The sequence below is a fragment of the Glutamicibacter sp. GQ173 genome (assembly GCF_059759215.1).
Map to the genome: position 1 here is coordinate 255302 of NZ_JCAXDT010000004.1, position 19558 is coordinate 274859.

General features: G+C 59.6%; 25 protein-coding genes. 12 read left to right on the forward strand and 13 right to left on the reverse strand.

Annotated elements, in window-relative coordinates; translation table 11 throughout:
- Window positions 1–20: 20 nt before the first annotated feature.
- The 4 genes from AC6CHO_RS08855 (at window position 21) to AC6CHO_RS08870 (ending at window position 3439) form a co-directional block, all read left to right on the forward strand.
- Window positions 21–1232: a thiolase family protein gene (locus tag AC6CHO_RS08855; RefSeq protein WP_498214681.1), complete on the forward strand. Its 1212-nt coding sequence runs from the start codon at window positions 21–23 to the stop codon at window positions 1230–1232.
- An 18-nt stretch (window positions 1233–1250) separates the two neighbouring features.
- Window positions 1251–1922 carry a 3-oxoacid CoA-transferase subunit A gene (locus tag AC6CHO_RS08860; protein ID WP_498214682.1) on the forward strand — a complete coding sequence of 224 codons (672 nt, stop codon included), beginning with the start codon at window positions 1251–1253 and terminating at the stop codon, window positions 1920–1922.
- A complete protein-coding gene (locus AC6CHO_RS08865; protein ID WP_498214683.1) occupies window positions 1922–2578 on the forward strand; it encodes a 3-oxoacid CoA-transferase subunit B in 657 nt (218 codons plus the stop codon). Before AC6CHO_RS08860 ends, AC6CHO_RS08865 begins: the two co-directional genes overlap by 1 nt.
- A gap of 75 nt (window positions 2579–2653) precedes the next feature.
- On the forward strand, window positions 2654–3439 hold the full coding sequence (locus AC6CHO_RS08870; protein ID WP_498214684.1) for an IclR family transcriptional regulator domain-containing protein: 786 nt from the start codon (window positions 2654–2656) through the stop codon (window positions 3437–3439).
- Between the two features lie 41 nt (window positions 3440–3480).
- On the opposite strand, the gene AC6CHO_RS08875 is transcribed toward AC6CHO_RS08870, so the two are convergent.
- Window positions 3481–4578, reverse strand: coding sequence for a hypothetical protein (locus tag AC6CHO_RS08875; RefSeq protein WP_498214685.1), 1098 nt, complete (start codon window positions 4576–4578; stop codon window positions 3481–3483).
- 78 nt (window positions 4579–4656) lie between these two features.
- On the opposite strand from AC6CHO_RS08875, the gene AC6CHO_RS08880 reads away from it, so the two are divergent.
- The gene (locus AC6CHO_RS08880) at window positions 4657–5085 is read left to right on the forward strand and encodes a MarR family winged helix-turn-helix transcriptional regulator (protein WP_498214686.1); all 429 of its coding nucleotides are present in this window, start codon (window positions 4657–4659) and stop codon (window positions 5083–5085) included.
- A 39-nt stretch (window positions 5086–5124) separates the two neighbouring features.
- Here the strand turns inward: AC6CHO_RS08880 and AC6CHO_RS08885 are convergent, their stop codons facing one another.
- The 7 genes from AC6CHO_RS08885 to AC6CHO_RS08915 all read right to left on the reverse strand — a co-directional run bounded on the left by AC6CHO_RS08885 (window position 5125) and on the right by AC6CHO_RS08915 (window position 9701).
- Window positions 5125–5868: a phosphotransferase gene (locus AC6CHO_RS08885; RefSeq protein WP_498214687.1), complete on the reverse strand. Its 744-nt coding sequence runs from the start codon at window positions 5866–5868 to the stop codon at window positions 5125–5127.
- Window positions 5869–5976: 108 nt separating this feature from the next.
- Window positions 5977–6903: a ketopantoate reductase family protein gene (locus tag AC6CHO_RS08890; protein ID WP_498214688.1), complete on the reverse strand. Its 927-nt coding sequence runs from the start codon at window positions 6901–6903 to the stop codon at window positions 5977–5979.
- A gap of 115 nt (window positions 6904–7018) precedes the next feature.
- Complete coding sequence (locus AC6CHO_RS08895; RefSeq protein WP_498214689.1) at window positions 7019–7228, reverse strand: DUF1653 domain-containing protein; 210 nt, start codon at window positions 7226–7228, stop codon at window positions 7019–7021.
- A 35-nt stretch (window positions 7229–7263) separates the two neighbouring features.
- On the reverse strand, window positions 7264–7755 hold the full coding sequence (locus AC6CHO_RS08900; protein WP_444660886.1) for a MogA/MoaB family molybdenum cofactor biosynthesis protein: 492 nt from the start codon (window positions 7753–7755) through the stop codon (window positions 7264–7266).
- A complete protein-coding gene (gene moaC / locus AC6CHO_RS08905) occupies window positions 7745–8221 on the reverse strand; it encodes a cyclic pyranopterin monophosphate synthase MoaC (protein WP_060700544.1) in 477 nt (158 codons plus the stop codon). The genes AC6CHO_RS08900 and moaC overlap by 11 nt, the downstream gene beginning before the upstream one ends.
- Window positions 8214–9446, reverse strand: coding sequence for a molybdopterin molybdotransferase MoeA (locus AC6CHO_RS08910; protein WP_498214690.1), 1233 nt, complete (start codon window positions 9444–9446; stop codon window positions 8214–8216). The genes moaC and AC6CHO_RS08910 overlap by 8 nt, the downstream gene beginning before the upstream one ends.
- Window positions 9447–9449: 3 nt before the next feature.
- Window positions 9450–9701 (reverse strand): MoaD/ThiS family protein, encoded by a 252-nt coding sequence (locus AC6CHO_RS08915; protein ID WP_498214691.1) that lies wholly within the window; start codon window positions 9699–9701, stop codon window positions 9450–9452.
- Between the two features lie 37 nt (window positions 9702–9738).
- On the opposite strand from AC6CHO_RS08915, the gene AC6CHO_RS08920 reads away from it, so the two are divergent.
- Window positions 9739–10896 carry a ThiF family adenylyltransferase gene (locus AC6CHO_RS08920; RefSeq protein WP_498214692.1) on the forward strand — a complete coding sequence of 386 codons (1158 nt, stop codon included), beginning with the start codon at window positions 9739–9741 and terminating at the stop codon, window positions 10894–10896.
- A 7-nt stretch (window positions 10897–10903) separates the two neighbouring features.
- Here the strand turns inward: AC6CHO_RS08920 and AC6CHO_RS08925 are convergent, their stop codons facing one another.
- Window positions 10904–11755, reverse strand: coding sequence for a hypothetical protein (locus tag AC6CHO_RS08925; protein ID WP_498214693.1), 852 nt, complete (start codon window positions 11753–11755; stop codon window positions 10904–10906).
- A 5-nt stretch (window positions 11756–11760) separates the two neighbouring features.
- Window positions 11761–12243 carry a hypothetical protein gene (locus AC6CHO_RS08930; RefSeq protein ID WP_498214694.1) on the reverse strand — a complete coding sequence of 161 codons (483 nt, stop codon included), beginning with the start codon at window positions 12241–12243 and terminating at the stop codon, window positions 11761–11763.
- 553 nt (window positions 12244–12796) lie between these two features.
- Here AC6CHO_RS08930 and AC6CHO_RS08935 point away from each other — a divergent pair.
- The 5 genes from AC6CHO_RS08935 to AC6CHO_RS08955 all read left to right on the forward strand — a co-directional run bounded on the left by AC6CHO_RS08935 (window position 12797) and on the right by AC6CHO_RS08955 (window position 15453).
- The gene (locus AC6CHO_RS08935) at window positions 12797–13204 is read left to right on the forward strand and encodes a molybdenum cofactor biosynthesis protein MoaE (RefSeq protein WP_022875540.1); all 408 of its coding nucleotides are present in this window, start codon (window positions 12797–12799) and stop codon (window positions 13202–13204) included.
- Window positions 13205–13252: 48 nt separating this feature from the next.
- Entirely contained in the window at window positions 13253–13669 is a 417-nt protein-coding gene (locus AC6CHO_RS08940; RefSeq protein WP_444660881.1) for a hypothetical protein, read from the forward strand.
- On the forward strand, window positions 13663–13977 hold the full coding sequence (locus tag AC6CHO_RS08945) for a hypothetical protein (protein ID WP_498214695.1): 315 nt from the start codon (window positions 13663–13665) through the stop codon (window positions 13975–13977). Before AC6CHO_RS08940 ends, AC6CHO_RS08945 begins: the two co-directional genes overlap by 7 nt.
- 93 nt (window positions 13978–14070) lie before the next feature.
- Window positions 14071–14373 carry a hypothetical protein gene (locus tag AC6CHO_RS08950; protein WP_444660879.1) on the forward strand — a complete coding sequence of 101 codons (303 nt, stop codon included), beginning with the start codon at window positions 14071–14073 and terminating at the stop codon, window positions 14371–14373.
- A gap of 372 nt (window positions 14374–14745) precedes the next feature.
- Window positions 14746–15453 (forward strand): GNAT family N-acetyltransferase, encoded by a 708-nt coding sequence (locus tag AC6CHO_RS08955; protein WP_444660878.1) that lies wholly within the window; start codon window positions 14746–14748, stop codon window positions 15451–15453.
- 16 nt (window positions 15454–15469) lie between these two features.
- Here AC6CHO_RS08955 and AC6CHO_RS08960 read toward each other — a convergent pair whose 3' ends face one another.
- Window positions 15470–16663, reverse strand: coding sequence for a M20 metallopeptidase family protein (locus AC6CHO_RS08960; RefSeq protein WP_498214696.1), 1194 nt, complete (start codon window positions 16661–16663; stop codon window positions 15470–15472).
- Between the two features lie 202 nt (window positions 16664–16865).
- Complete coding sequence (locus tag AC6CHO_RS08965) at window positions 16866–17825, reverse strand: helix-turn-helix transcriptional regulator (RefSeq protein ID WP_498214697.1); 960 nt, start codon at window positions 17823–17825, stop codon at window positions 16866–16868.
- Window positions 17826–17929: 104 nt separating this feature from the next.
- Here AC6CHO_RS08965 and AC6CHO_RS08970 point away from each other — a divergent pair, with 104 nt between their 5' ends.
- A complete protein-coding gene (locus AC6CHO_RS08970) occupies window positions 17930–18475 on the forward strand; it encodes a DinB family protein (protein ID WP_498214698.1) in 546 nt (181 codons plus the stop codon).
- Here the strand turns inward: AC6CHO_RS08970 and moaA are convergent.
- Window positions 18472–19512 (reverse strand): GTP 3',8-cyclase MoaA, encoded by a 1041-nt coding sequence (gene moaA / locus AC6CHO_RS08975; protein ID WP_498214699.1) that lies wholly within the window; start codon window positions 19510–19512, stop codon window positions 18472–18474. The genes AC6CHO_RS08970 and moaA overlap by 4 nt on opposite strands.
- Window positions 19513–19558: the final 46 nt, after the last annotated feature.

The window sequence follows — 19558 nt, forward strand, 5'->3', positions numbered from 1 at the left end:
GGCAATGGAGCAGTGAGACCATGCAGCAGGCGTACCTCTACGACGCAATTCGCACCCCTTTCGGCAAGATCGGCGGTGCGCTATCGGGCCACCGCCCCGATGATCTCGCCGCGCACGTGGTGCGCGAACTTGTCGCACGGTCGCCGAAGCTGGACGTCAACGCTATCGATGAATCGATCTTCGGCAATGCCAACGGCGCAGGCGAGGAAAACCGCAATGTCGCCCGCATGGCCACATTGCTCGCCGGACTGCCCACCACGCTGCCGGGCACCACCATGAACCGCCTATGCGGTTCCTCGCTGGATGCCTCGATCGCGGCCTCCCGCCAGGTGGCCGTTGGCGATGCCGACCTGGTCCTGGTGGGCGGCGTTGAATCCATGTCGCGGGCCCCATGGGTACTGCCGAAAACCGAACGCCCCTTCCCGATGAGCAACCTGGAACTGGCCAACACCACCCTGGGCTGGCGCCTGGTCAACCCCTCCATGCCGGGTGAATGGACCGTATCACTGGGCGAGGCCACCGAGCAGCTGCGCGAAAAGCACAATATCTCCCGCGAAGACCAGGATGAATTCTCCGCCCTCTCGCACCAGCAGGCAGCAGCGGCCTGGGATGCCGGAAAGTACGAGAGCCTGGTGGTTCCTGTGCCGCCGGCCAACAAGCGCGGCACCGAAGTCACCCGTGATGAAACCATCCGCGCCGACTCCACATCCCAGACCCTTGCCCAGCTCCGCACCGTTTTCCGCACCGGAGAAAACGCCACTGTCACCGCAGGCAACGCGTCACCGATGAACGATGGCGCCTCAGCGGCCTTCATTGGTTCCGAAAAGGGCGGCGCCCTGCTGGGCCAGGATCCCATAGCGCGCATCGTTTCCAATGGCTCCTTCGCATTGGAACCGCAATTCTTCGGCTTTGCCCCGGTGGAAGCCGCCAACAAGGCCCTGGGCAAGGCCGGCCTGAAGTGGTCGGACATCGCTGCGGTGGAACTGAACGAAGCCTTCGCCGCGCAGTCCCTGGCCTGCATCCGCGCCTGGGATATCGACCCAGGCATCCTTAACGCGTGGGGAGGGGCCATCGCTATCGGCCACCCGCTGGGCGCCTCCGGCCTGCGCATCCTGGGTACCCTGGCCCGCCGTCTGCAGGACTCCGGCGAGCGCTATGGGCTAGCCGCCATTTGCATTGGCGTGGGCCAGGGCCTCGCCGTAGTCATCGAAAACGTCCACGCCACCAAGTAGTCTCGAGAGGAACCCAGCATGGCACCACGTATTGCCAGTTCAGCGGCGGACGCCGTCGCCGAAATCACCGACGGCTCCACAGTCCTGATTGGCGGCTTCGGCAACGCCGGCCAGCCGATGGAATTGATCGACGCACTCATGGACTGCGGCGCGAAGGACCTGACGGTCGTGAACAACAACGCCGGCCAGGCCGACGCCGGCCTGGCCCTGCTGATTAGGGAACGCCGGGTCAAGAAGATCATCTGCTCCTTCCCGCGCCAGTCCGACTCCTGGCACTTCGATGAGGCCTACCGCGCCGGGGACATCGAGCTGGAGCTGGTTCCGCAGGGCAACCTGGCCGAGCGCATCCGCGCCGCGGGAGCCGGCATCGGCGGGTTCTTCACCCCTACCGGCTACGGCACGCTGCTGGCCGAGGGCAAGGAAACCCGCGTCATCGACGGCAAGGGCTACGTCCTGGAAACCCCGATCCACGCCGATTTCGCGCTGATCAAGGCGCTGAAGGCCGACACCTTTGGCAATTTGGTCTACCGCAAGACCGCGCGAAACTTCGGGCCGATCATGGCCACGGCCGCCAAGGCCGCGATCGTGCAGGTTGACGAGGTCGTCGAGGTGGGAAGCATTGATCCGGAGCACGTGATCACTCCGGGGATCTATGTCGACACCGTGGTAGCTCTTGGAGGAGAAAAGTAATGGCTGACGTGCGAACCACCGAAGAAAAACTGACCCGTGATGAGATGGCGCAGCTGGTAGCCCGCGATATTCCTGCCGGGGCCTTCGTGAACCTGGGCATTGGCCAGCCGACCAACGTCTCCAACTTCCTCACCGCCGACCAGGATGTCACCCTGCATACCGAAAACGGCATGCTCGGCATGGGCCCGGTAGCCACAGGCGAGGACATCGACGAGGACTTGATCAACGCCGGCAAGATCCCGGTGACCGAACTGCCCGGCGCCGCCTACTTCCACCATGCCGACTCCTTCGCCATGATGCGCGGCGGACACTTGGATGTCTGCGTGCTCGGGGCCTTCCAGATCTCGCAGGCCGGGGATCTGGCCAACTGGCATACCGGGGCCGAAGGCGCGATCCCTGCCGTGGGCGGCGCCATGGACCTGGCTATCGGGGCCAAGGCGACCTGGGTGATGATGAGCCTGTTCACCAAGACCGGCGAATCCAAGCTGGTTGAAACGCTGAGCTACCCGGTCACCGGATTGGGCTGCGTCTCGCGGATCTATACCGAAGTGGCCATCTTCGAGCTGCGCGATGCGAAGGTCTTTGTGCGCTCGGTGCACGGCATCAGCTTTGACGAATTGCGGGCCAAGGTCCCGGTGAAACTGACCTGGGCCTAGAGACACAGTAGATTAGTGGGGTGCCTTCGAACATGCGGGGGCACTCCATGGCAGTTTTCAGCGCGTGCAAGGAGCATGGTGAGCGAGCAGGCAACACCTTCAACGTCGGTCCAGTCCCTGGCCCGCGGCTTGGCCGTCATCAGCTGCTTTGACGCGGAGCATATGTCGATGACGCTCTCCGAGGTTGCAGCGCGCACCGGACTTTCGCGCGCCACCGCCCGGCGTTTTCTGCTCACCTTGCAGGAACTGGGCTACGTGCGCTCTGACGGCAAGCATTTCGAGCTGACCTCCAAGGTCCTGCAGCTGGGTTATGCCTATCTGTCCAGCGCTACTTTGCCTCAGCTGATCGAACCGGTGCTTGAGGAGCTCTCGGTGCAAGTGCATGAGTCGGCCTCGGCCTCGGTGCTCGATGGCACCGACATTGTGTACATCGCCCGCGTGCATACCCGCTCGATCATGCGCGTCGGCATCTCCGTGGGCACCCGGTTCCCTGCGGTGAACACCTCCATGGGCCGGGTGCTTTTGGCCTTCGGGCCTGAAGAGCTTCGTGAATCCGTGTTGGCCGGAGGCTTCGAATCGCGCACCGGGCTCGGGCTGAAAACTCCAGCAGACCTGCGCAAGGAACTGGAAAAGATCCGTACGCAGGGCTATGCGGTGGTTGACCAGGAGCTGGAAATCGGATTGCGCTCGGTCGCGGTGCCCGTCTTCAACGCGGATTCCACCGTGGCGGCGGCCATGAACGTGTCCATGAGCGTGCATCCGGCCAGCGAGCAAAGCGCTGACGACGCGGCCCAGAAGATTCTGCCTCGGCTGCTTAAGGCAGCGCAGCAGGTGCGTGACGCGCTGGCTTCCAGCCGCTAGCAGAAGGGCGGCCTCGGCCCGTTGGATGCCCGGAGGAACCGCTATGCTGCGACGGCCTCTTCCACTTCCTGGATGGCCGCGTTCTCATTGGCCAGGCGGGTCTTGTGCACGCTCCAGGCATGGGTTGCGAATATCAGTGCCGCACCGGGAACCAGCCACACGATCAACCGCAGGATATCCATGCCGATGCCCTGGCCTGGGAAGTAGACCAGCGTCTGAACCGCGTGGAGCCAGCCGGCGCCGTTCCAGAAGGTGTTCAGCGCGCCGAAAAATCCAGGCTGCATGGCCGGCTGGAAGATGCCGCCAGAGCTGGTGAAGTTCAAGGCAACAAAGCACAAGGTCAAGACCGGCGTGGTCCAATGGCGGAGCATCGGGTGCAGCCCCATGCCCAGCATGATGATCGAAACCGCGTAGATCCACGAAATCAGCCAAATGCTGGCGTAGTGGTTTTGAATGATCTGGTAAACCGGACCGGAAACGATCACGGCAATCGATGCGATCACCGCGGCAGCAACTGCGGCCATCGCGAAGCGGACTGGCAGCTTGACCTTGCCCATGAACCCTGCCAGCGGCACGGCGCTGGCGTAGCCGCCAATGCTCAGTGCGACGAGCAGGAAGAACAGGCCCTGTCCGGTGCTGTCGTGTTCTCCGGCGGGGACAACGTCCTCCACATGGAACGGCTGGCCCTGCTTGTAGGCCACATTCATGAAGACCTTCTGGGCGATGTTCGCCGAGGTTTCCGATGCTGCGCTGGAAGCGTAGAGCGTTGCAGAGTCCTTGGTCGATTCGTAGGCGGCGACGATTTCGCGATCTTCAACCAGTTGCCGGGCGGATTCCCCATTGTTGACAGTGCGCACGGTCAGTGCCCCATCCGATTCATCCTGCAAAGTCTGGGCGAAGACCTTGGTTGCAGCTGAATCTCCAACCACAGCTACCTGTACGTTGTGCGGTGTTGGCTGATGGAAGGCTCCGAGGTAGAACAGGCCCATGATGGCGCAGAGAAAGAACGGGATCAGCATGGTTCGTGCCAGCTTTCCCCATCCCTTCGGTGCGCGTTGGCCGGTGGCCGGTTTTGCCGGTGCGGAGTTGGAATGCTTGGCAGTGGGGGTACTGGGTGCGGTGGTGTCGGTGGCAGTCATATGTATTAAGAATACCGCTAATGTTGCATTATGCAACAGAATATCTTGAGTTGTCCGACACGTACTAGACTCGAAACCATGGGCAGGGAACAACGGGAGGCAGACATTGAGTCGGTCTACCACCACATGCAACTGATCACTCGACGAGCCAACTCGCGCTCACGGCAACTAGCCGAGCCCCTGAGCATGGTGGAGCATTCGCTATTGCGATTTATTGCCGATACGCCCGGGGCACGAGCGACCGATATCGCCGAGGCCTTCTCGCTGAATCGTTCAACGGTCTCCCGGCAAGTCGGAACTCTGCTTGATCTGGGGTATGCGGCATACGACGATTCCGAAGCCGGGCGAGGCCGTGTGCTTGAACTGACCAAACTGGGGCAAGAACGGCTGAATGCTTCAGCTGCCGTGCACCGGTCCGCGGTGATCGAGCGGCTGGAAGGCTGGAACGAAGAACAGATCAGGGACTTCGCGGAAGCCCTGGAGCGCTACAACGAGGCTGATTCGTAATAGGCAAATGCTCCACGGCCCGTTATGAGCCAATCCAGGTTATTCCAGCGCCCGTGCCCATACGGACTGGTTGTTCCCCACGAACTCTGTCACTGCCTTCCAATGCTCGCCGTGCCCGGTCGCAAACATGGTTCCCCAGGGTTCTATTGCCCCAGCATGGGAGTCCTTGAGCAGTTTGTACATGGCTGCTGTTCGTTGCCGCATCGCGGCAGGAAGAACCGCACGAAGCTCGTCACTGGCCCCATAGCCATCAACAAAGGCTTTCAAATCCCTGGCCGCGTTGACTGGGTCGGCTGAAGCATCATTCAAAGTGAAAGCCTGAGCAGAATAGGCGAGGTCCCAGAGCCGGGTACTTGGAGAAGCCGCATCCCAGTCGATAAATACCCACCGATCGCCAACGAGCAGGTTCCACGGGGCCAGATCGTTATGGCAGATAAGTTCGGCACCCGGGGCTGCAATGGGTGTAGTCCAAGTTGATCCTGTTTCTGGCCGATACGCCTGACTTGCATCGTGAATAGAGTGCACCAGGCGCCCCACTCTTGATAGCTGTGAAGGAGTCAATGGCTCCGAATCCATGGCAAGGCGTCCTGGGACAAACTCGGTGATTTGCCGTCCCTGCGGGTCCTGGCCAAACACCTTGGGAACATCGATGCCCGCGGCACGCAGGGCGCGCATGTAATGGAGAACGCTGGGAGTGGATTCCGCCCATGGTTTGCGCACGGTGGAGCCAATTCGCACCACTCCATCGGATGCGTTGCCGCCAGCGAGCAGAATCTCCTCCATGGCAACAGCCTAGCCTTCGTCATCACCCATCACGCCGAATTTGAAGGTCGGCCCGGAGCGGGCATAACTGCAGATGAGGCAATGCGTCGTTGACTCGGGCTTGCGCCGCTAAATTGCTGAACCGTCGAGGAGCGCCATGGCCCGGTAGATGGTGTGGTGGATTGGCACTGCGACCGCATGCTGTTCGGCCATCCGGACTATCGTCCCGTTCTGCTCTTCTAGTTCTGAAGAACGTCCTGCAATGAGGTCGCGTTGCATGGATGCCGTGCTGTCCGGGGCGAATGCATCGACTTGAGCCATCATTTGATCGATATCTTGTTCGCCAAGTTTTGCGCCAACTTTCTCTGCCAGGCGGGCTACTTCGCGCATGGCATCTTCGACCAATGACCGCGTCAGCGGATTTGCGCGAGTGCGGCCAACTGGTTCTCTGCACAGTGCTCCCACCCCGCCATAGGAGCTGATCAGCATGAACTTGCGCCACATATCGGTGACGATATCGGAGGACACGCTTGTGCTGACACCGGCAGCAGCCAACGCTTCCGACAATTGTGTGGCGCGTGGCGAGATGGTCCCGTCAATTTCACCGAGAATAATTGCTGGCTGTCCGCCCACATGGTGCACGGTACCGGGCTCCTGCAGGTAGGAGATGATCACGCATACCCCGCCCAGCGCATGGCTCGATCCGACGGATTCAGCGATTCGATCAGAAGCAGTGACTCCATTTTGAAGCGGAAGAACTGCTGTTTCCGGGCCGATTAATGCATGCGCGGCATCCATGGCTTCGGTCACCTGTCCGGCTTTGCAAGTGAGAATCACGGCATCGCAGGCCCCGATTTCTTCAGCCTTCGTGCTGACGCTGGCCAAGCGGGCGGAGAATCCTGGCGTGCCATCACCCTTGGTAACAGTGATGCCATGTTCGGCAATCGGTGCGATGTGGCGCTCCGTGGCGAGCAGATGCACTTCGGCACCACCGCGGGCTAGGGCTGCTGCGAAATACGCGCCGACTCCGCCTGCGCCAATGACTCCAATTTTCATGCTCGTTTCCATGCTTTCTCGTAGTTACGCATCTAGCAGCGATGCTCTGGCGCCTTGCGGGACCGGTCCAATGCTTGATCCTGAGAACGGCTGAAGCCTCCGGGCCTGTCGTCTGCTAAGCGATCCTCGCAAACCGCGGCCCGCTGTAGCCATCGCGCTCAACTCTTTCCTCGAACATGGCCAGCGGCCGCGCCCAGAAGCTGTAGTCATCGTAGAGCTTGCGATAGAAGACCAGTGGTTCTTCGGTTTCGCTGTGCTTGCCTACGGCCAGCACTTCGTAGCGCTGTCCTTTGAAGTGTTCGTAGATTCCAGCTTCGACGCTCATTCTTCAGCCTTTCAGATCAAAGTACTTGGTGTTTCTCAGCGTGGCCCGTGGCCGGTGCCTGAACTGCGCTGGGTCAGCAAATGTTCCAGGACGGTGTCCAGCACAGCCAGGCCATCCTTGACCCCGCCGGTAGAACCGGGCAAGGTGATCACGAAGCTGCTGCCGGCGAACCCGGCCACCCCGCGAGTGATGATCGAGAGCGGTGTGTTCGGCTCGCCGCGGCGGCGAATGGCCTCGATGATTCCAGGCAACTGCACATCCAGCAGCGGAGCAACCATTTCGGGGGACTGGTCATCCGGGCTGACCCCTGTCCCGCCGGTCACGATGATCACCTGCGCGTCATCGGCCAGCAGGCCATCCACGGCGAAACGCACCGGCTGGCCATCGGCAACCACCACCGGGCCCGGGACCTCGAACCCGCGCTCGGCCAGCCACTGGACGATCATCGGGCCGGTCTTGTCCTGGGCAGTTCCCGCCGCAGCGCTGGTCGAGGCGACCACGACTGCCGCGTGGCGGCTAGTCTTCACGAGCCCAGTCGCCACTCTTGCCGCCGGACTTCGCCAAGACTTTCACGGAGCGAACCTCGGCGTGCTTGTCCACGGCCTTGACCATGTCATAGAGGGTCAATGCGGCCACGCTCGCTGCGGTCAGCGCTTCCATCTCCACCCCCGTGACACCCTTGGTGGTCACCTGGGCGATCACGCGCACCGCGGAATCCTGCGCCTCGAAATCAATGGAGACCTTGGAGATCGGCAGCGGGTGGCACAGCGGAATCAGCTCCCAGGTGCGCTTGGCTGCCATGATGCCCGCGACGCGGGCGGTGCCCAGTGCTTCGCCCTTGGGCAGGTTGCCGGTCATCAGCATCGGGACGACATCTTCGCGGGTGGCAAAGATGGCCTCCGCGGTAGCAACACGCTTGGTGACAGCCTTATCGCTGACGTCGACCATGTGGGCGCTGCCGTCTTCACGCAGGTGGGTAAGTTTTTCAGACATTCATGCTCCAAGTTTCAATTTGCTGCCCAGCTATCAGCTGGCTGATGCCTGCAGGGATATGCACCAGCGCATCGGCGCGGGCCAGATCGTGGACCAGATGCGAGCCCGGATCCAGGATTTCCACCAGGCCACCACGGATCACAGCCCGGCGCACCTGGTGCTTATGCCCGGGCGAGGTGACATCGGCGGCCAATGGGTAGTGTTGCGACACCGGCTCGGGCAAGGCGTTGAACTTGCGCAGCAGCGGGGCCAAAAATAGTTCAGCCGATAACAGTGCGCTGACCGGGTTGCCGGGGAAGCACAGCACCGCTGCCTGAGGCAGCTGGGCGAAGCCTTGCGGACCACCAGGCTGGATCGCCACGTGGTGGAATGCACCGCCCAGCGGCGCAAGAGCCTGTCGGACCACTTCATAAGCTCCGGCGCTGATTCCGCCTACGGTCAGAATCAGGTCAACTTGTTCCTGCAGCGCATCAATAGCCAGCGCGAAGCGCTTGGGATCATCAGGTAATTGCAAGGTGCGCACCTGAACCTGATATTGGTGCAGCCAGGCGGTGAGCATGGGGGAATTCGAGTCCGGGATCTGGCCCTGGGAAGGCTGATCATCACTGAGCTCGTCACCGGTAGTGCACACGGCCACCTTCAATGCGCGGCGTACCGGTACTTCACGCAGTCCACTGGAAACCAATGCGGCAATCATGGTGGGGGTCAGCCGGGTTCCGGCCTGGGCCACCAGGGCGCCGGCTTCAAGGTCGACGCCGGCGAGGCGGATGAAACGGCCTGATTCGCTGGGAGCAGTGAACTCCGCGTTTCCACTCGGGGTGCCACGGCCTGCCCGAACCAAGTCCGGGAAAGCCCCGGAGCTGCTTTCCTCGATGGGGATCACGGTATCGGCCCCCAGCGGGATCATCGCACCGGTCATCACCGGGCTGGCAGTTCCTTCAGCCAATGTGATTTGCCGGTCGCCGGCGGCCGCCGTAAAACCCAATGGCAAGGTGACAGGGGACTGCGGCGTTGCAGTGGCCAAGTCCGCGCTGCGTGCAGCGTAGCCGTCCATCTGCGAATTGGTGAATGCGGGGATGGGCAATAGGGCGTACAGATCCTCGCTGAGGATGCGGCCGTTTGCCTCGGGGCTGTCAGCCAACAGCTTTTCGCTGTCCAGGGAAGCAAAGACCGGGGAGAGCAGCGCTTCAAGTTCTGCGCGATGATTTTCCAGGGTGCAGGTCATCGGCTATCCGCCGGCGAACGGCGGCAGCACGTCCACCGTCAGATCTTCGGCCGAGCCCAGGTCCCCGGCATCGCGGCGCACCACGCCGTTGATCAGGAAACTTCCGGCACGCAAAACCTGTGCCATTTCTGGCCCGTAGGAATCGATCAGTTCGCTACGCAGCCCGGCGAGCGTTTGCGGGCGTTCCCAGCTCTCCTGCTCGCAGCCCGCTGCTGCCGCCGCGGCAGCGAAGTAGCGTATCGTAATCTTCGACATGACTTCATGCTATCGCGCCAACGCGATAAGGAGCACGATGAAAAGTGAACGCGACTTTCCCGCGCTGGTGGCCCCCGGGCCGTCGCTAAGCGAGGAACAGGCTGCTCGCGCCGCACGCCAACTGACCTTGCCCGGATTTGATGACACCGCGCAGCGCAGGCTGGCTGCCGCCCGGGTACTGGTGATCGGCGCCGGAGGGCTAGGCAGTGCCAGCGTTCCGTATCTTGTCGGAGCGGGGGTAGGCACCATCGGCATCGTTGACGATGACGTGGTGGAACTATCCAACTTGCACCGCCAGGTCACGCACACCACCGCAAATATCGGCCTGGCCAAGACCGCTTCCCTGGCCCAGGCTGCCAAGTCGCTGGACCCCAATGTGGAAATCATCGAGCATAATCTGCGCCTGGATTCTTCGAATGCACTAGAGATCTTTGCGAATTATGACTTGGTCATCGATGGCAGCGACAACTTCCCGACCCGCTACCTGTCCAATGACGCCGCGCAGCTTTCGGGCATACCGCTGATCTGGGGATCCATCCTGCAGCACCACGGACAAGTCTCCGTGGCCTGGCATGAGCACGGCCCGGGCTACCGCGACCTGTTCCCGATTCCGCCGGCCCCGGGCACCGTGCCGGACTGCGCCGCTGGGGGAGTGCTGCCCGGATTGTGCGGCACTGTCGGCTCGTTGCTGGCCACCGAAGCGCTGAAGCTGATCGCCGGAATCGGGACCCCGCTGGTGGGCAAGGTGCTGATCTACGATGCGCTGGAAGCCAGCACGCGCACCCTCGAATTCTCCCGGGACCCCGAAGGTGCTGAAGTCACCGAGCTGATTGACTACGTGCTCTTCTGCTCCGGTTCTCTGCCAGAGGTCCAGGGCATTGATGCCAAGGCACTCGCTCAGTCGCTGGAGGGGTCGGCTGCCCCCGTCTTGCTGGATGTTCGCAATGATGACGAACGCGCGCAACAGCACATCGCCGGTTCCTTGCATCTGCCCCTTCCTGAGCTGGAAGCAGCTATTGAATCCGGCACAGATCTGAAGCAGATCCCGGCACAGGTAACGGTCTATTGCGCACGCGGTCCGCGCTCGCAACGCGCGGCCGCCTTGCTCGCTGGCCGGGGCATCAAAACAAACTACCTTGAAGGCGGGCTTCCCGCACTGGCTGAAGTGGCTCCGCAGCTGCTAAAGATGAGGTAAACAAGTTTCATGTTCGGCTACCGTCATCAGTCGATAAGGGTAAAGCCGATTGTGAGATATTGCGGAGTGTTGCGGTGAGAATGCTTTCTCCACGTGCCTTGGCTATGCATCTTCTAGTTGTTCCTGAAGTTTCCATTTCGACACTCAAATGGTTGTCGAATCTTTCTCGGTGCACGCCGAGATAAACTTCTGCAGCATCCATGCAACTGGGATTGGTCGTGGACCCATTTTTGAATGTCCCGACGACTTCAGCCGTGTGGACCTCTTCGCAACCAACATCGCGATCGCGAATCGCGTCATAGCATTGACGCAAGAAATCCCCCTTATCTCTTGGCAAAGACATTTTTAATGAGCCTGCGACCTGAAGTCCTGAGGGAAGAGTAATCTGACATCCGGTATTAGGAATTTCCGTAATCTGAAGATCGTGCCTAAGGGTATCTATGCTTAAATCTGCGCCTAAGAATTCGAAGAGCGCTTCGTCTGAACATGCCTTTTGAGTTGAGAAAAGTTCAGCATTGTGCGGAATGCTGCAGTCTATGCTCTGTTTCGTCGCTTTATCCACGAGAAAGCATTCAGAATCAGCGAAATTCGAAAGGGGCACCGATTCTCCGACGCTATATTTTGTATTCTCAGAGGGCGTTGAATGAGGGACCAGGGCCGATGCGGTGGACTGTGGTGGTTCGAACCATCCGGCTACGTTACCTACGAAGGTTGTGCCGTTAGCGAGGACAGCAATGGCGGCAGCAACGAAGGCCCCGGCGCTCAGGATGATTTTTGCAAGTCGGCTTTTAGTCTTCTTCTCGTCAGAAGCGGGATCAGGGGTATCTTTTTCTGACGATGTACTGTCTGACCTCGGCATACTGGCTACTGCAGCTTCATTTCGTAGAACACGGCCCCGACTGATCCGTCGCACGATTCCACTTCGTCATCCAGGAAGGTTTCAATCGTGAAAGCATTGACATCCTCCACATTGACGTTAAACGTTTGGTGGGTGTTGAAAGGCACTCGGTAGATCTCCAGCTCCTTGTTGTTTCCCATGACTCGAACTACAAGTTTTTGGTCCGTTACTTCGGAAAGGTTGTCCTGGCCGACTGAGAACTCCAATTTTTGGAAATTATTAGCAAGGCGTAGCTCTAAGGATTCCGGGAGGGAGTCGCCACAAGAAGAAATTTCATGGCCAATGCCGGTTACGTCAGCCTTACTGGCAATGCTGTATCTATTTTGTTTCCATTCTTCGTCCGGGCGCATGAAATCTGCCAATACTAAAGTTCTACCAGCATCATCAAGCTGAAGGACTTTTCCGTCTTCCGTCGCTTCGATATCGGTTTCAGTCTCGGGTTCATCCATGTTTGAAGGATAAAGAACTTCTTCATCACTCGAACCAAATCCCGGCTCAGGTGATCCCGAGTCCGGACTCGACAAAGGGGAATCTGTGGAGGAGGCTGGCAACGTTGGATCAGGAGTAGGGGCGTCCGCCTGGCTCGACTCTGAAGCGCAACCAGAAAGTAGTAGGGTCAACAAGCTAAGTGTTGTGATAGTTCTAATTCGCATCAGATGATTTCCTTATTTTTTGGCTAGTTATTGTTCTTATTGAACCATCGAATGTATGTGAGTTGAATATCGAAGGGTGTAATATTTCTTGAATTTCTACTGCGGCGGGACATGAATCATCTGCTGTCGTGATTCTGTTCTCTGGCTTAGGCGAGTGGTCGAGATAAGGTCGAGGTGGGGCTGCTCGAGAGCTCCGAAATCGAAAGCGACGGGCTTTTGAGTTGGGTGAACTATTTTTCGATGAGCAGCGTATTTCCATAGTGGCTCTAATTAATACTCGTGGTGATTGTTTTGCCGCAGAGTGGCACAATTAGTTGCTGGACTGTCAGGACACCGAAGGAGCCCGCTCATGAGCTACGCTTTGATCACCGAAGAACCTATCGACGAGGCCGCCGTGCGCGATGCCGTGCAGTCCGATACTGCAGGCGCGGTGGTGCTCTTCCATGGCATCATCCGCAACCACGATGGGGGCCAGTCGGTGAATTCCCTGGACTACTCGCATCACCCGCAGGCCCAGGACTTCCTGGAGAAAATCATTGCCGAGGAAGAAGAACGCACCGGGCTGAAGCTTTCCGCAGTGCACCGCGTGGGTCCGCTGAAGATCGGCGACGCCGCGCTGGTCGCTGCTTCGGCGGCGGCACACCGCAAGGAAGCATTTGACGCCATTGAGAACCTGGTGGAACGCATCAAGGCCGAGGTCCCGATCTGGAAGAAGCAGCATTTCACTTCAGGTAGTTCCGAATGGGTAGGGCTTTAGACTCGATACTGCTTAACTTATGCAACTAATGTAAGGCCGGGCTTGCCTATGAGTGACTATCCTCCTGGCGTAGGTAGCAAGACCGACTATAGGGAAATCATGCCGGGAGAAATTCCTCGCGATGAATTCCTGGTGTCCAGGCTTCGACAACAATGTCTGCCGCTTCCGGAAGTGGGAACCGCGACTTTGTCGATGCAACACGCTCTGGAATTTTCGACGCAGAAGAGGCTTTCCAAGCGAGAACTACGCAAACTGACACACGACTTTCTGTTGGCTTTGCTCGGCGTTGAGTTCGACAGGACCAGCCTGAACTCCGCGATATCGAATGTCGCGAGTGTGGTCCTTTCTCTTCGTGATGCACCGCGAACAGTGCAGACAATAGACGACGTCTTGCTTGCGATTCATGCGTATTTTTGGCTCGAAAATATATCTGCCGAAGCACTGTTGGAAAGTTTTGAATGCTAGTACCGATTCGAAAAGCTTTTGCGACCATCGTCGCTTTGGTACTGCTATCAATGAATATTTGCTTCTTTATGTTCTACGCACTGTGGCAGAACGCGGACAGTGCAGCGATTAGCCGAATGGAATCCGGCTCCGCGGTTCAACCTGGGCAAGTGCTCGAGAACGCAAATTTAATGTGGGGCGCGGCTCAAGGTTCATTACTGGCCATGTTGGCCTTGGACATCCTGTCGATCCTTTTTGCTGCCACGGCATTCTCTGCCTTCCATCGGAAAGACATCGCTGAAGTGAAATCCGCTAGTCTGTCGGCATGACGCTTCAACCCGACACCACCTCGCCTATCCGGCAGTAGGAAACATAGTGGTCAGCGCTATTTTATGTCTAACCATTCGTATTAGGGTTGACACATGGAGTCTTTCAAGCGTCAAGTCTACGTTGATTACTTGGCGAATGAATATGGGTATGAAGCTCGCGTAACGCCGTGGGGAATCTATATTGAATTTCCAAACTTTGACGGGAACAGCCTAGCGATCGTTAAATGGCGAGTTACAGAAAAAGACATTGCAAGCTTGAACGGGATTCGGATGCCACGCGGATTTACTGGTGGTGAGCAGTATGCGTTCTCGGAATTGATAGCGGCCCTTCATACTTTTACTGGTTCACGAGGAACCATGCACGGGGCAAGCATGAGGATCGAAACTGAAGGCTAAAGCGTGTCAAGGAAGTGCCAAGGCCACTCTTTCATTCAACATACCAGCGACGCGTCATTAGTTGCTGCACGCTCGATTTGCGTTGTCCGGACGAGAAATGGACAGACGAAAATTTGTGGCTGGAACGGAAGTTGCGACGCCGATTCCTTGCAGGATGCGTCTGAGTGAGCTTCGAAGTTCACAGATCCCGTCTATCAGTTCGTTCTGTTTCCTCCCGAGTTTTCCTGAAGCGCAACCAGACCATGACTTTATTTGTAACCTAAGCATCGAGTATCTGCCAGTTCGAATCCTGATAAAAGGCTTGGGTGTTCCCGTCATTCAATTCGGTCCTCCATACAATAGCTCCGTCGTGAAATCCGCTAGTCTGTCGGCATGACGCTTCAAGCCGACACCATCGCGACTATCCGACAATCCTGGGCATCGATTCTCGGCGTTTCGGCGGAAGCCTTGGCGCGGGGAGCGGAAAGGGTTTATCGCGAAAAGAACGATAGTGCCGTGCTCATGTTCGTTTCATTGTTCGGAACGGGGATTCTTGTTGGCCCCTCATGGGCAATGGAGGCTGGCCGAGAGCTGCCCGATTCGGAACTAGTCAGCCACGCGAAACTTTTAGAACTCAGCGCTCCCTATGGTGGGCGGGCCCTCGGAGAAGCGAAGTTGTACTTCAATGATTCAGCACCAATGTTGCCAAGCCCAAACGCACAGGCGAGCCGTGCGCGAGCGCACGCCGTTGCTCTCGAAACAGCCTGCCCAGCCGAAGACGCCGCAGAAGTCGGCTTGAGCGAGATGGACAATACCTTTGTCTTGCTCAACGAAGCTGAGACCGAGTCGCTGCCTTTGGCAGGGGCGGGCTACGACGTGTGGGAAGAAAAACTGGCCCACCTCGGCGCGCTCGTATCACCGGCCAGTCGGCGAAGCGGACTCGGTTCTCAAGCTGTCGCTATTGCCCAAAAGCATGCAGTGGACGCCGGCCTGATTCCTCAGTGGCGCGTGCACGTCGACAATGCTGCGTCGATCAAAACGGCGCTGCGCGCAGGGTTTGAATATGCAGGGGCCCAAACCACCGTAATTCTCAAGAATTAGCGCGCAGCTCCACAGCTCACCGGGCGGTTCGCTTAAACGCGATGGCTGCCAGGGCTGCGGCCTGATCTGCGAGCACTGTGTCGTCAAAAACCACCCGTGGCGAGTGGTTCCACTCGGTTTCTTCGGCAGCCAAGTCGGGTGGAGACGTCAACAGGCCAATAAAGGTACCCGGAACTTCGTCGAGCACGAATGCGAAATCCTCGGAGCCCATCATCGGCGAAGGCATCAGCGCAACGCGCTGTTCACCATAGATTTCGCGCATTGTTTCCAGCGCTGCCTCGGTCTCGGCGGCATCATTCACGGTCACCGGGTAGAGCGTGTCAAAACTTACGTCTGCGGTGAGCTCATGGGCTGCTGCCACGCCGTGGACGACTCGCGGCAGTCCTTCTTCGAGGACTGCCAGGGAGTCGTGGGACATGGTGCGGATGGTGGCAGCCAGTTCGACGCTTTCCGGGATGACATTGATTGCTCCGTCTCCCGTGGACAGCCGCGTGATCGAGAGAACCACCGGATCGAAGGCATTGAACCGTCGAGTTACAAAACTCTGCAAGGCCAGGACGAGCTCCGCGGCAGCCGGTACCGGATCCAGGGTCTGGTGGGGTTGCGAGCCATGTCCGCCGCGTCCCTTCAGCTTCACTGTTAGCTGGTTTGACCCGGCGGCTACCGGGCCGCCCCGAGTTGCGAAGACTCCTCGCGGACCGGGACCCACATGGATCGCGTAGGCGGCAACCGGACGTTCTCCGGCAGCCGAAAGCAGCCCCTCTTCAAGCATGATCTTGGCGCCGCCGTGGCCTTCTTCGCCTGGCTGGAACATGAAGATGACCGAGCCATGAAGCTCACTTTGCCGAGCCGAGAGCAACTTGGCTGCGCCAACAAGTCCCGCAGTATGCAGATCGTGGCCGCAGGCGTGCATGTTGCCATTAACAGAGGCGAAGTCCAGATTGGTCTCTTCGAGAATCGGCAATGCGTCCATGTCGCCGCGAAGCAGGACCGTCGGTCCGGGCAGTTCCCCTCGAAGCACTGCGGTCACCGAGCTGGTGCGCGTGCCGGTAGTGATGTCCAGGGGCAGCCCTTGGAGGGCGTTAAGTACTTTTTGCTGGGTGCGGGGCAGATCCAGTCCGAGCTCCGGGTCCGCGTGCAACGCGCGGCGCAGTTCAACCAGCTCGGGAAGGATCGTTTGCGCATCGGCGGTAAAGTCGGCAGTGGTCATGAATCAGCCTTTCCTAGGCGTAGTCGACGGGCGGGCAGAGGGCCTCAGGGTGCGTGGATCTGACTATGCCGAAGATTCAATCTTTAAGTATTCGCTAATCAAAGCGTTTACTCCGAACGATTTGAATGCAATGAGCACGCCAGCGACTATACGCCTCGCGGTTGTGGCATCGTCAAGCTGTTACGACGTTTTTTGTTGCATCTCACAACTTTCCCGGCGTGGAACCGATATTCGAAATCCAGGAATCCAGAAGCGCGCGCAGTTCCTTTGGCTGCACCTCGCTGACCTTTGCCTCGCTCATTGCCAGTCCGAACGCGGCCCAGCGCAAATCCATATTTTCGGTGCGCACCAGGCAACTGTCCCCATCGATCTGCTGGATCTCGAACCAGCGGCCAATGAGCGGCTCCAGCTTTTCGGCATTGGCGTGAACTCGCGCGCTCACGCCTGGCTGCCCGCTGCCACGCAATCCTGCGCGGACAAACCCCGCCGCATCGCCACCAGGCACCGGCCGGGGGATGAAGCGCAACGCCCTGGGCGAGGCGTTCTGCGCGCGGTCCACGCGGAAGCTGCGCCAATCATCGCGATCCAGATCAAAAGCCACCAGGTAATAGCGGTTGCCCACATTCACCAGCTGGACCGGCTCTACGCGGCGCGAGGTCGCTGCTGACTTCGCGTCCTTGTAGTCGAAGGCGATTCGCTCGTGGTCGCGGCAGGCCTGGGCAAAAGCCACCAGCACTGCAGGGTCCACGGGATCCACAGCCGTGGACCGGGAATTGAGCGGGACGGTGCTCGCGGTCAGCGCCTGTGCCTGCTTCCTTAATCTGGCGGGAAGCACGGGCAGAACCTTCCCCATCGCCCGCAGTGCCGCCTCGGCCAGCGCGGAGGATCCGCCGTGCACCGTGGACTGCAATGCGGCCACCAGCGCCACGGCCTCCTCATCGTCGAGCACCAAGGGAGGCAGCGCGGTGCCGGAGGCCAGCTGATAGCCTCCACCTACGCCGCGATCAGCCTGCACCGGATAACCGAGATCGCGCAGCCGCTCGATGTCCCGGCGAACGGTGCGCAAGCTGACGTCCAGGCGGTCGGCCAGTTCATCCCCGGACCAATAGCGATGGGTCTGCAAGAGCGAGAGCAGGCGCAAAAATCTGGTGCTGGTACTCATGCAACAAGTCTGCCTTGATTTAGGACAGAAACTGGCACTTTTCACTTCTACTCTGGTTATTGCCAGCTGGAAATACCGGCTGCAGCTTATGCCAGGAGGCAATCATGAGCACCATGGCCATCACCAACACCATATTGAGCGGCGAACGTGCCGATTTGTTCCAAGCCCTGGCCAACGCACGGCATTTCCTGCGTTTCACCGTCCAGGGCCTGAACGACGAGCAGGCTGCGCAGCGCACCACCGTCAGCGAATTGACCCTCGGCGGGTTGATCAAGCATGTGAGCGCCGTGGAAAAGCAGTGGCAGGAATTCATGGTCAAGGGCCGGGCCGCCATGGCCTGGGACGGAGCGGATTTCAGCCAGATGCCACCCGAGGCGATCGAGGCCTTCCTCAACGAATTCCGCATGCAGGACGGCGACAGCCTGGAAGCGCTGCTGGAAAACTATGCGCTGATCGCCGAGAGCACCGACGCGCTGCTGGCCGAAGTGGATCTGGACGCCATGCACGAATTGCCCTCGGCTCCGTGGTTTGTCGACACCCACTGGTCGGTGCGCCGCACCCTGATGCACATCATCGCCGAGACCACCCAGCATTCAGGGCATGCGGACATCATCCGCGAATCCCTGGATGGGCAGAAAACCATGGGCTAGCCCCCGATGTAGGACATCTCGATGCGCTTGCGGTTTCCCGGGGTCAGCGCGGCGCGCAGCTCGGAATAATTGTCATCGCGCTTGCGCCAGTGGCCGGTCAGCGCCTTGGCCAAATCCTCGTCGCTGATCCCATCGCGCATCAGCTTGCGCAGGTCATAGCCGGAGCCGGCGAACAGGCAGGTGTAGAGCTGCCCCTCCGCCGAAACCCGCGAGCGCGAGCAATTGCCGCAGAAGGCATTGGTGACGCTGGAGATCACGCCGATTTCCCCGGCCCCGTCGGTGTAGCGCCAGCGGTTGGCAGTTTCGCCCGGCTCGGTTTTGGCCGCCGGCTCAAGCGCCCAGCGCTGGTTGATCATCGAGACCACCTCGGCCGATGGCAAGACCTCGTCCAGCTTCCAGCCGTTGGTGGTGCCCACATCCATGTACTCGATGAAGCGCAGGATCGCCCCGGTGCCACGGAAGTGCTCGGCCAGTTTCAGGATTTCATCGTCGTTGACGCCACGCTTGAGAACGGTATTGATTTTCACTGGACCCAGGCCGACCTCGCGGGCCACCTCGATGGCCTCCAGCACTCGGGCGACCGGGAAGTTCACGTCGTTGATGGCCTTGAACTTGGCATCATCGAGCGAATCCAGCGAGATGGTCACGCGGTTCAGCCCGGCGTCCTTCAGCGACTGCGCCATCTTGGGCAGGGCCGAGCCATTGGTGGTCATTGCCAGATCCACCGGCGCGCCTTCGGGGGTGCGCAACTGTGCGAGCATCGAGACCAGTTCGGTAATGCCCCGGCGCAGCAGGGGTTCGCCACCGGTCAGCCGCAGCTTGGTCACGCCGAGCGTGACGCTGATGCGGGCGAGCCGTTCGATCTCCTCGAAACTCAGCAGCTCCGAACGCTCGCGGAAGGCGAAGTCGCGGCCGAAAATCTCCTTGGGCATGCAGTAGACGCAGCGGAAATTGCAGCGGTCGGTCACCGAGATCCGCAAATCATGCAAGGGCCGCCCGCGGGCGTCGGTGATATCCCCGGCCGGTAGAACTGTCATAGCTACCAGCGTAACTGCCGCAGGCAGGAGGTGGAAGACGGGCGGG

Coding starts and splice junctions, on each gene's coding strand:
- AC6CHO_RS08855 (WP_498214681.1), top strand. CDS start 21: ATGCAGCAGGCGTACCTCTACGACGCAATTCGCACCCCTTTCGGCAAG.
- AC6CHO_RS08860 (WP_498214682.1), top strand. CDS start 1,251: ATGGCACCACGTATTGCCAGTTCAGCGGCGGACGCCGTCGCCGAAATC.
- AC6CHO_RS08865 (WP_498214683.1), top strand. CDS start 1,922: ATGGCTGACGTGCGAACCACCGAAGAAAAACTGACCCGTGATGAGATG.
- AC6CHO_RS08870 (WP_498214684.1), top strand. CDS start 2,654: ATGGTGAGCGAGCAGGCAACACCTTCAACGTCGGTCCAGTCCCTGGCC.
- AC6CHO_RS08875 (WP_498214685.1), bottom strand. CDS start 4,578: ATGACTGCCACCGACACCACCGCACCCAGTACCCCCACTGCCAAGCAT.
- AC6CHO_RS08880 (WP_498214686.1), top strand. CDS start 4,657: ATGGGCAGGGAACAACGGGAGGCAGACATTGAGTCGGTCTACCACCAC.
- AC6CHO_RS08885 (WP_498214687.1), bottom strand. CDS start 5,868: ATGGAGGAGATTCTGCTCGCTGGCGGCAACGCATCCGATGGAGTGGTG.
- AC6CHO_RS08890 (WP_498214688.1), bottom strand. CDS start 6,903: ATGAAAATTGGAGTCATTGGCGCAGGCGGAGTCGGCGCGTATTTCGCA.
- AC6CHO_RS08895 (WP_498214689.1), bottom strand. CDS start 7,228: ATGAGCGTCGAAGCTGGAATCTACGAACACTTCAAAGGACAGCGCTAC.
- moaC (WP_060700544.1), bottom strand. CDS start 8,221: ATGTCTGAAAAACTTACCCACCTGCGTGAAGACGGCAGCGCCCACATG.
- AC6CHO_RS08910 (WP_498214690.1), bottom strand. CDS start 9,446: ATGACCTGCACCCTGGAAAATCATCGCGCAGAACTTGAAGCGCTGCTC.
- AC6CHO_RS08915 (WP_498214691.1), bottom strand. CDS start 9,701: ATGTCGAAGATTACGATACGCTACTTCGCTGCCGCGGCGGCAGCAGCG.
- AC6CHO_RS08920 (WP_498214692.1), top strand. CDS start 9,739: ATGAAAAGTGAACGCGACTTTCCCGCGCTGGTGGCCCCCGGGCCGTCG.
- AC6CHO_RS08925 (WP_498214693.1), bottom strand. CDS start 11,755: ATGCCGAGGTCAGACAGTACATCGTCAGAAAAAGATACCCCTGATCCC.
- AC6CHO_RS08930 (WP_498214694.1), bottom strand. CDS start 12,243: ATGGATGAACCCGAGACTGAAACCGATATCGAAGCGACGGAAGACGGA.
- AC6CHO_RS08935 (WP_022875540.1), top strand. CDS start 12,797: ATGAGCTACGCTTTGATCACCGAAGAACCTATCGACGAGGCCGCCGTG.
- AC6CHO_RS08940 (WP_444660881.1), top strand. CDS start 13,253: ATGAGTGACTATCCTCCTGGCGTAGGTAGCAAGACCGACTATAGGGAA.
- AC6CHO_RS08945 (WP_498214695.1), top strand. CDS start 13,663: ATGCTAGTACCGATTCGAAAAGCTTTTGCGACCATCGTCGCTTTGGTA.
- AC6CHO_RS08950 (WP_444660879.1), top strand. CDS start 14,071: ATGGAGTCTTTCAAGCGTCAAGTCTACGTTGATTACTTGGCGAATGAA.
- AC6CHO_RS08955 (WP_444660878.1), top strand. CDS start 14,746: ATGACGCTTCAAGCCGACACCATCGCGACTATCCGACAATCCTGGGCA.
- AC6CHO_RS08960 (WP_498214696.1), bottom strand. CDS start 16,663: ATGACCACTGCCGACTTTACCGCCGATGCGCAAACGATCCTTCCCGAG.
- AC6CHO_RS08965 (WP_498214697.1), bottom strand. CDS start 17,825: ATGAGTACCAGCACCAGATTTTTGCGCCTGCTCTCGCTCTTGCAGACC.
- AC6CHO_RS08970 (WP_498214698.1), top strand. CDS start 17,930: ATGAGCACCATGGCCATCACCAACACCATATTGAGCGGCGAACGTGCC.
- moaA (WP_498214699.1), bottom strand. CDS start 19,512: ATGACAGTTCTACCGGCCGGGGATATCACCGACGCCCGCGGGCGGCCC.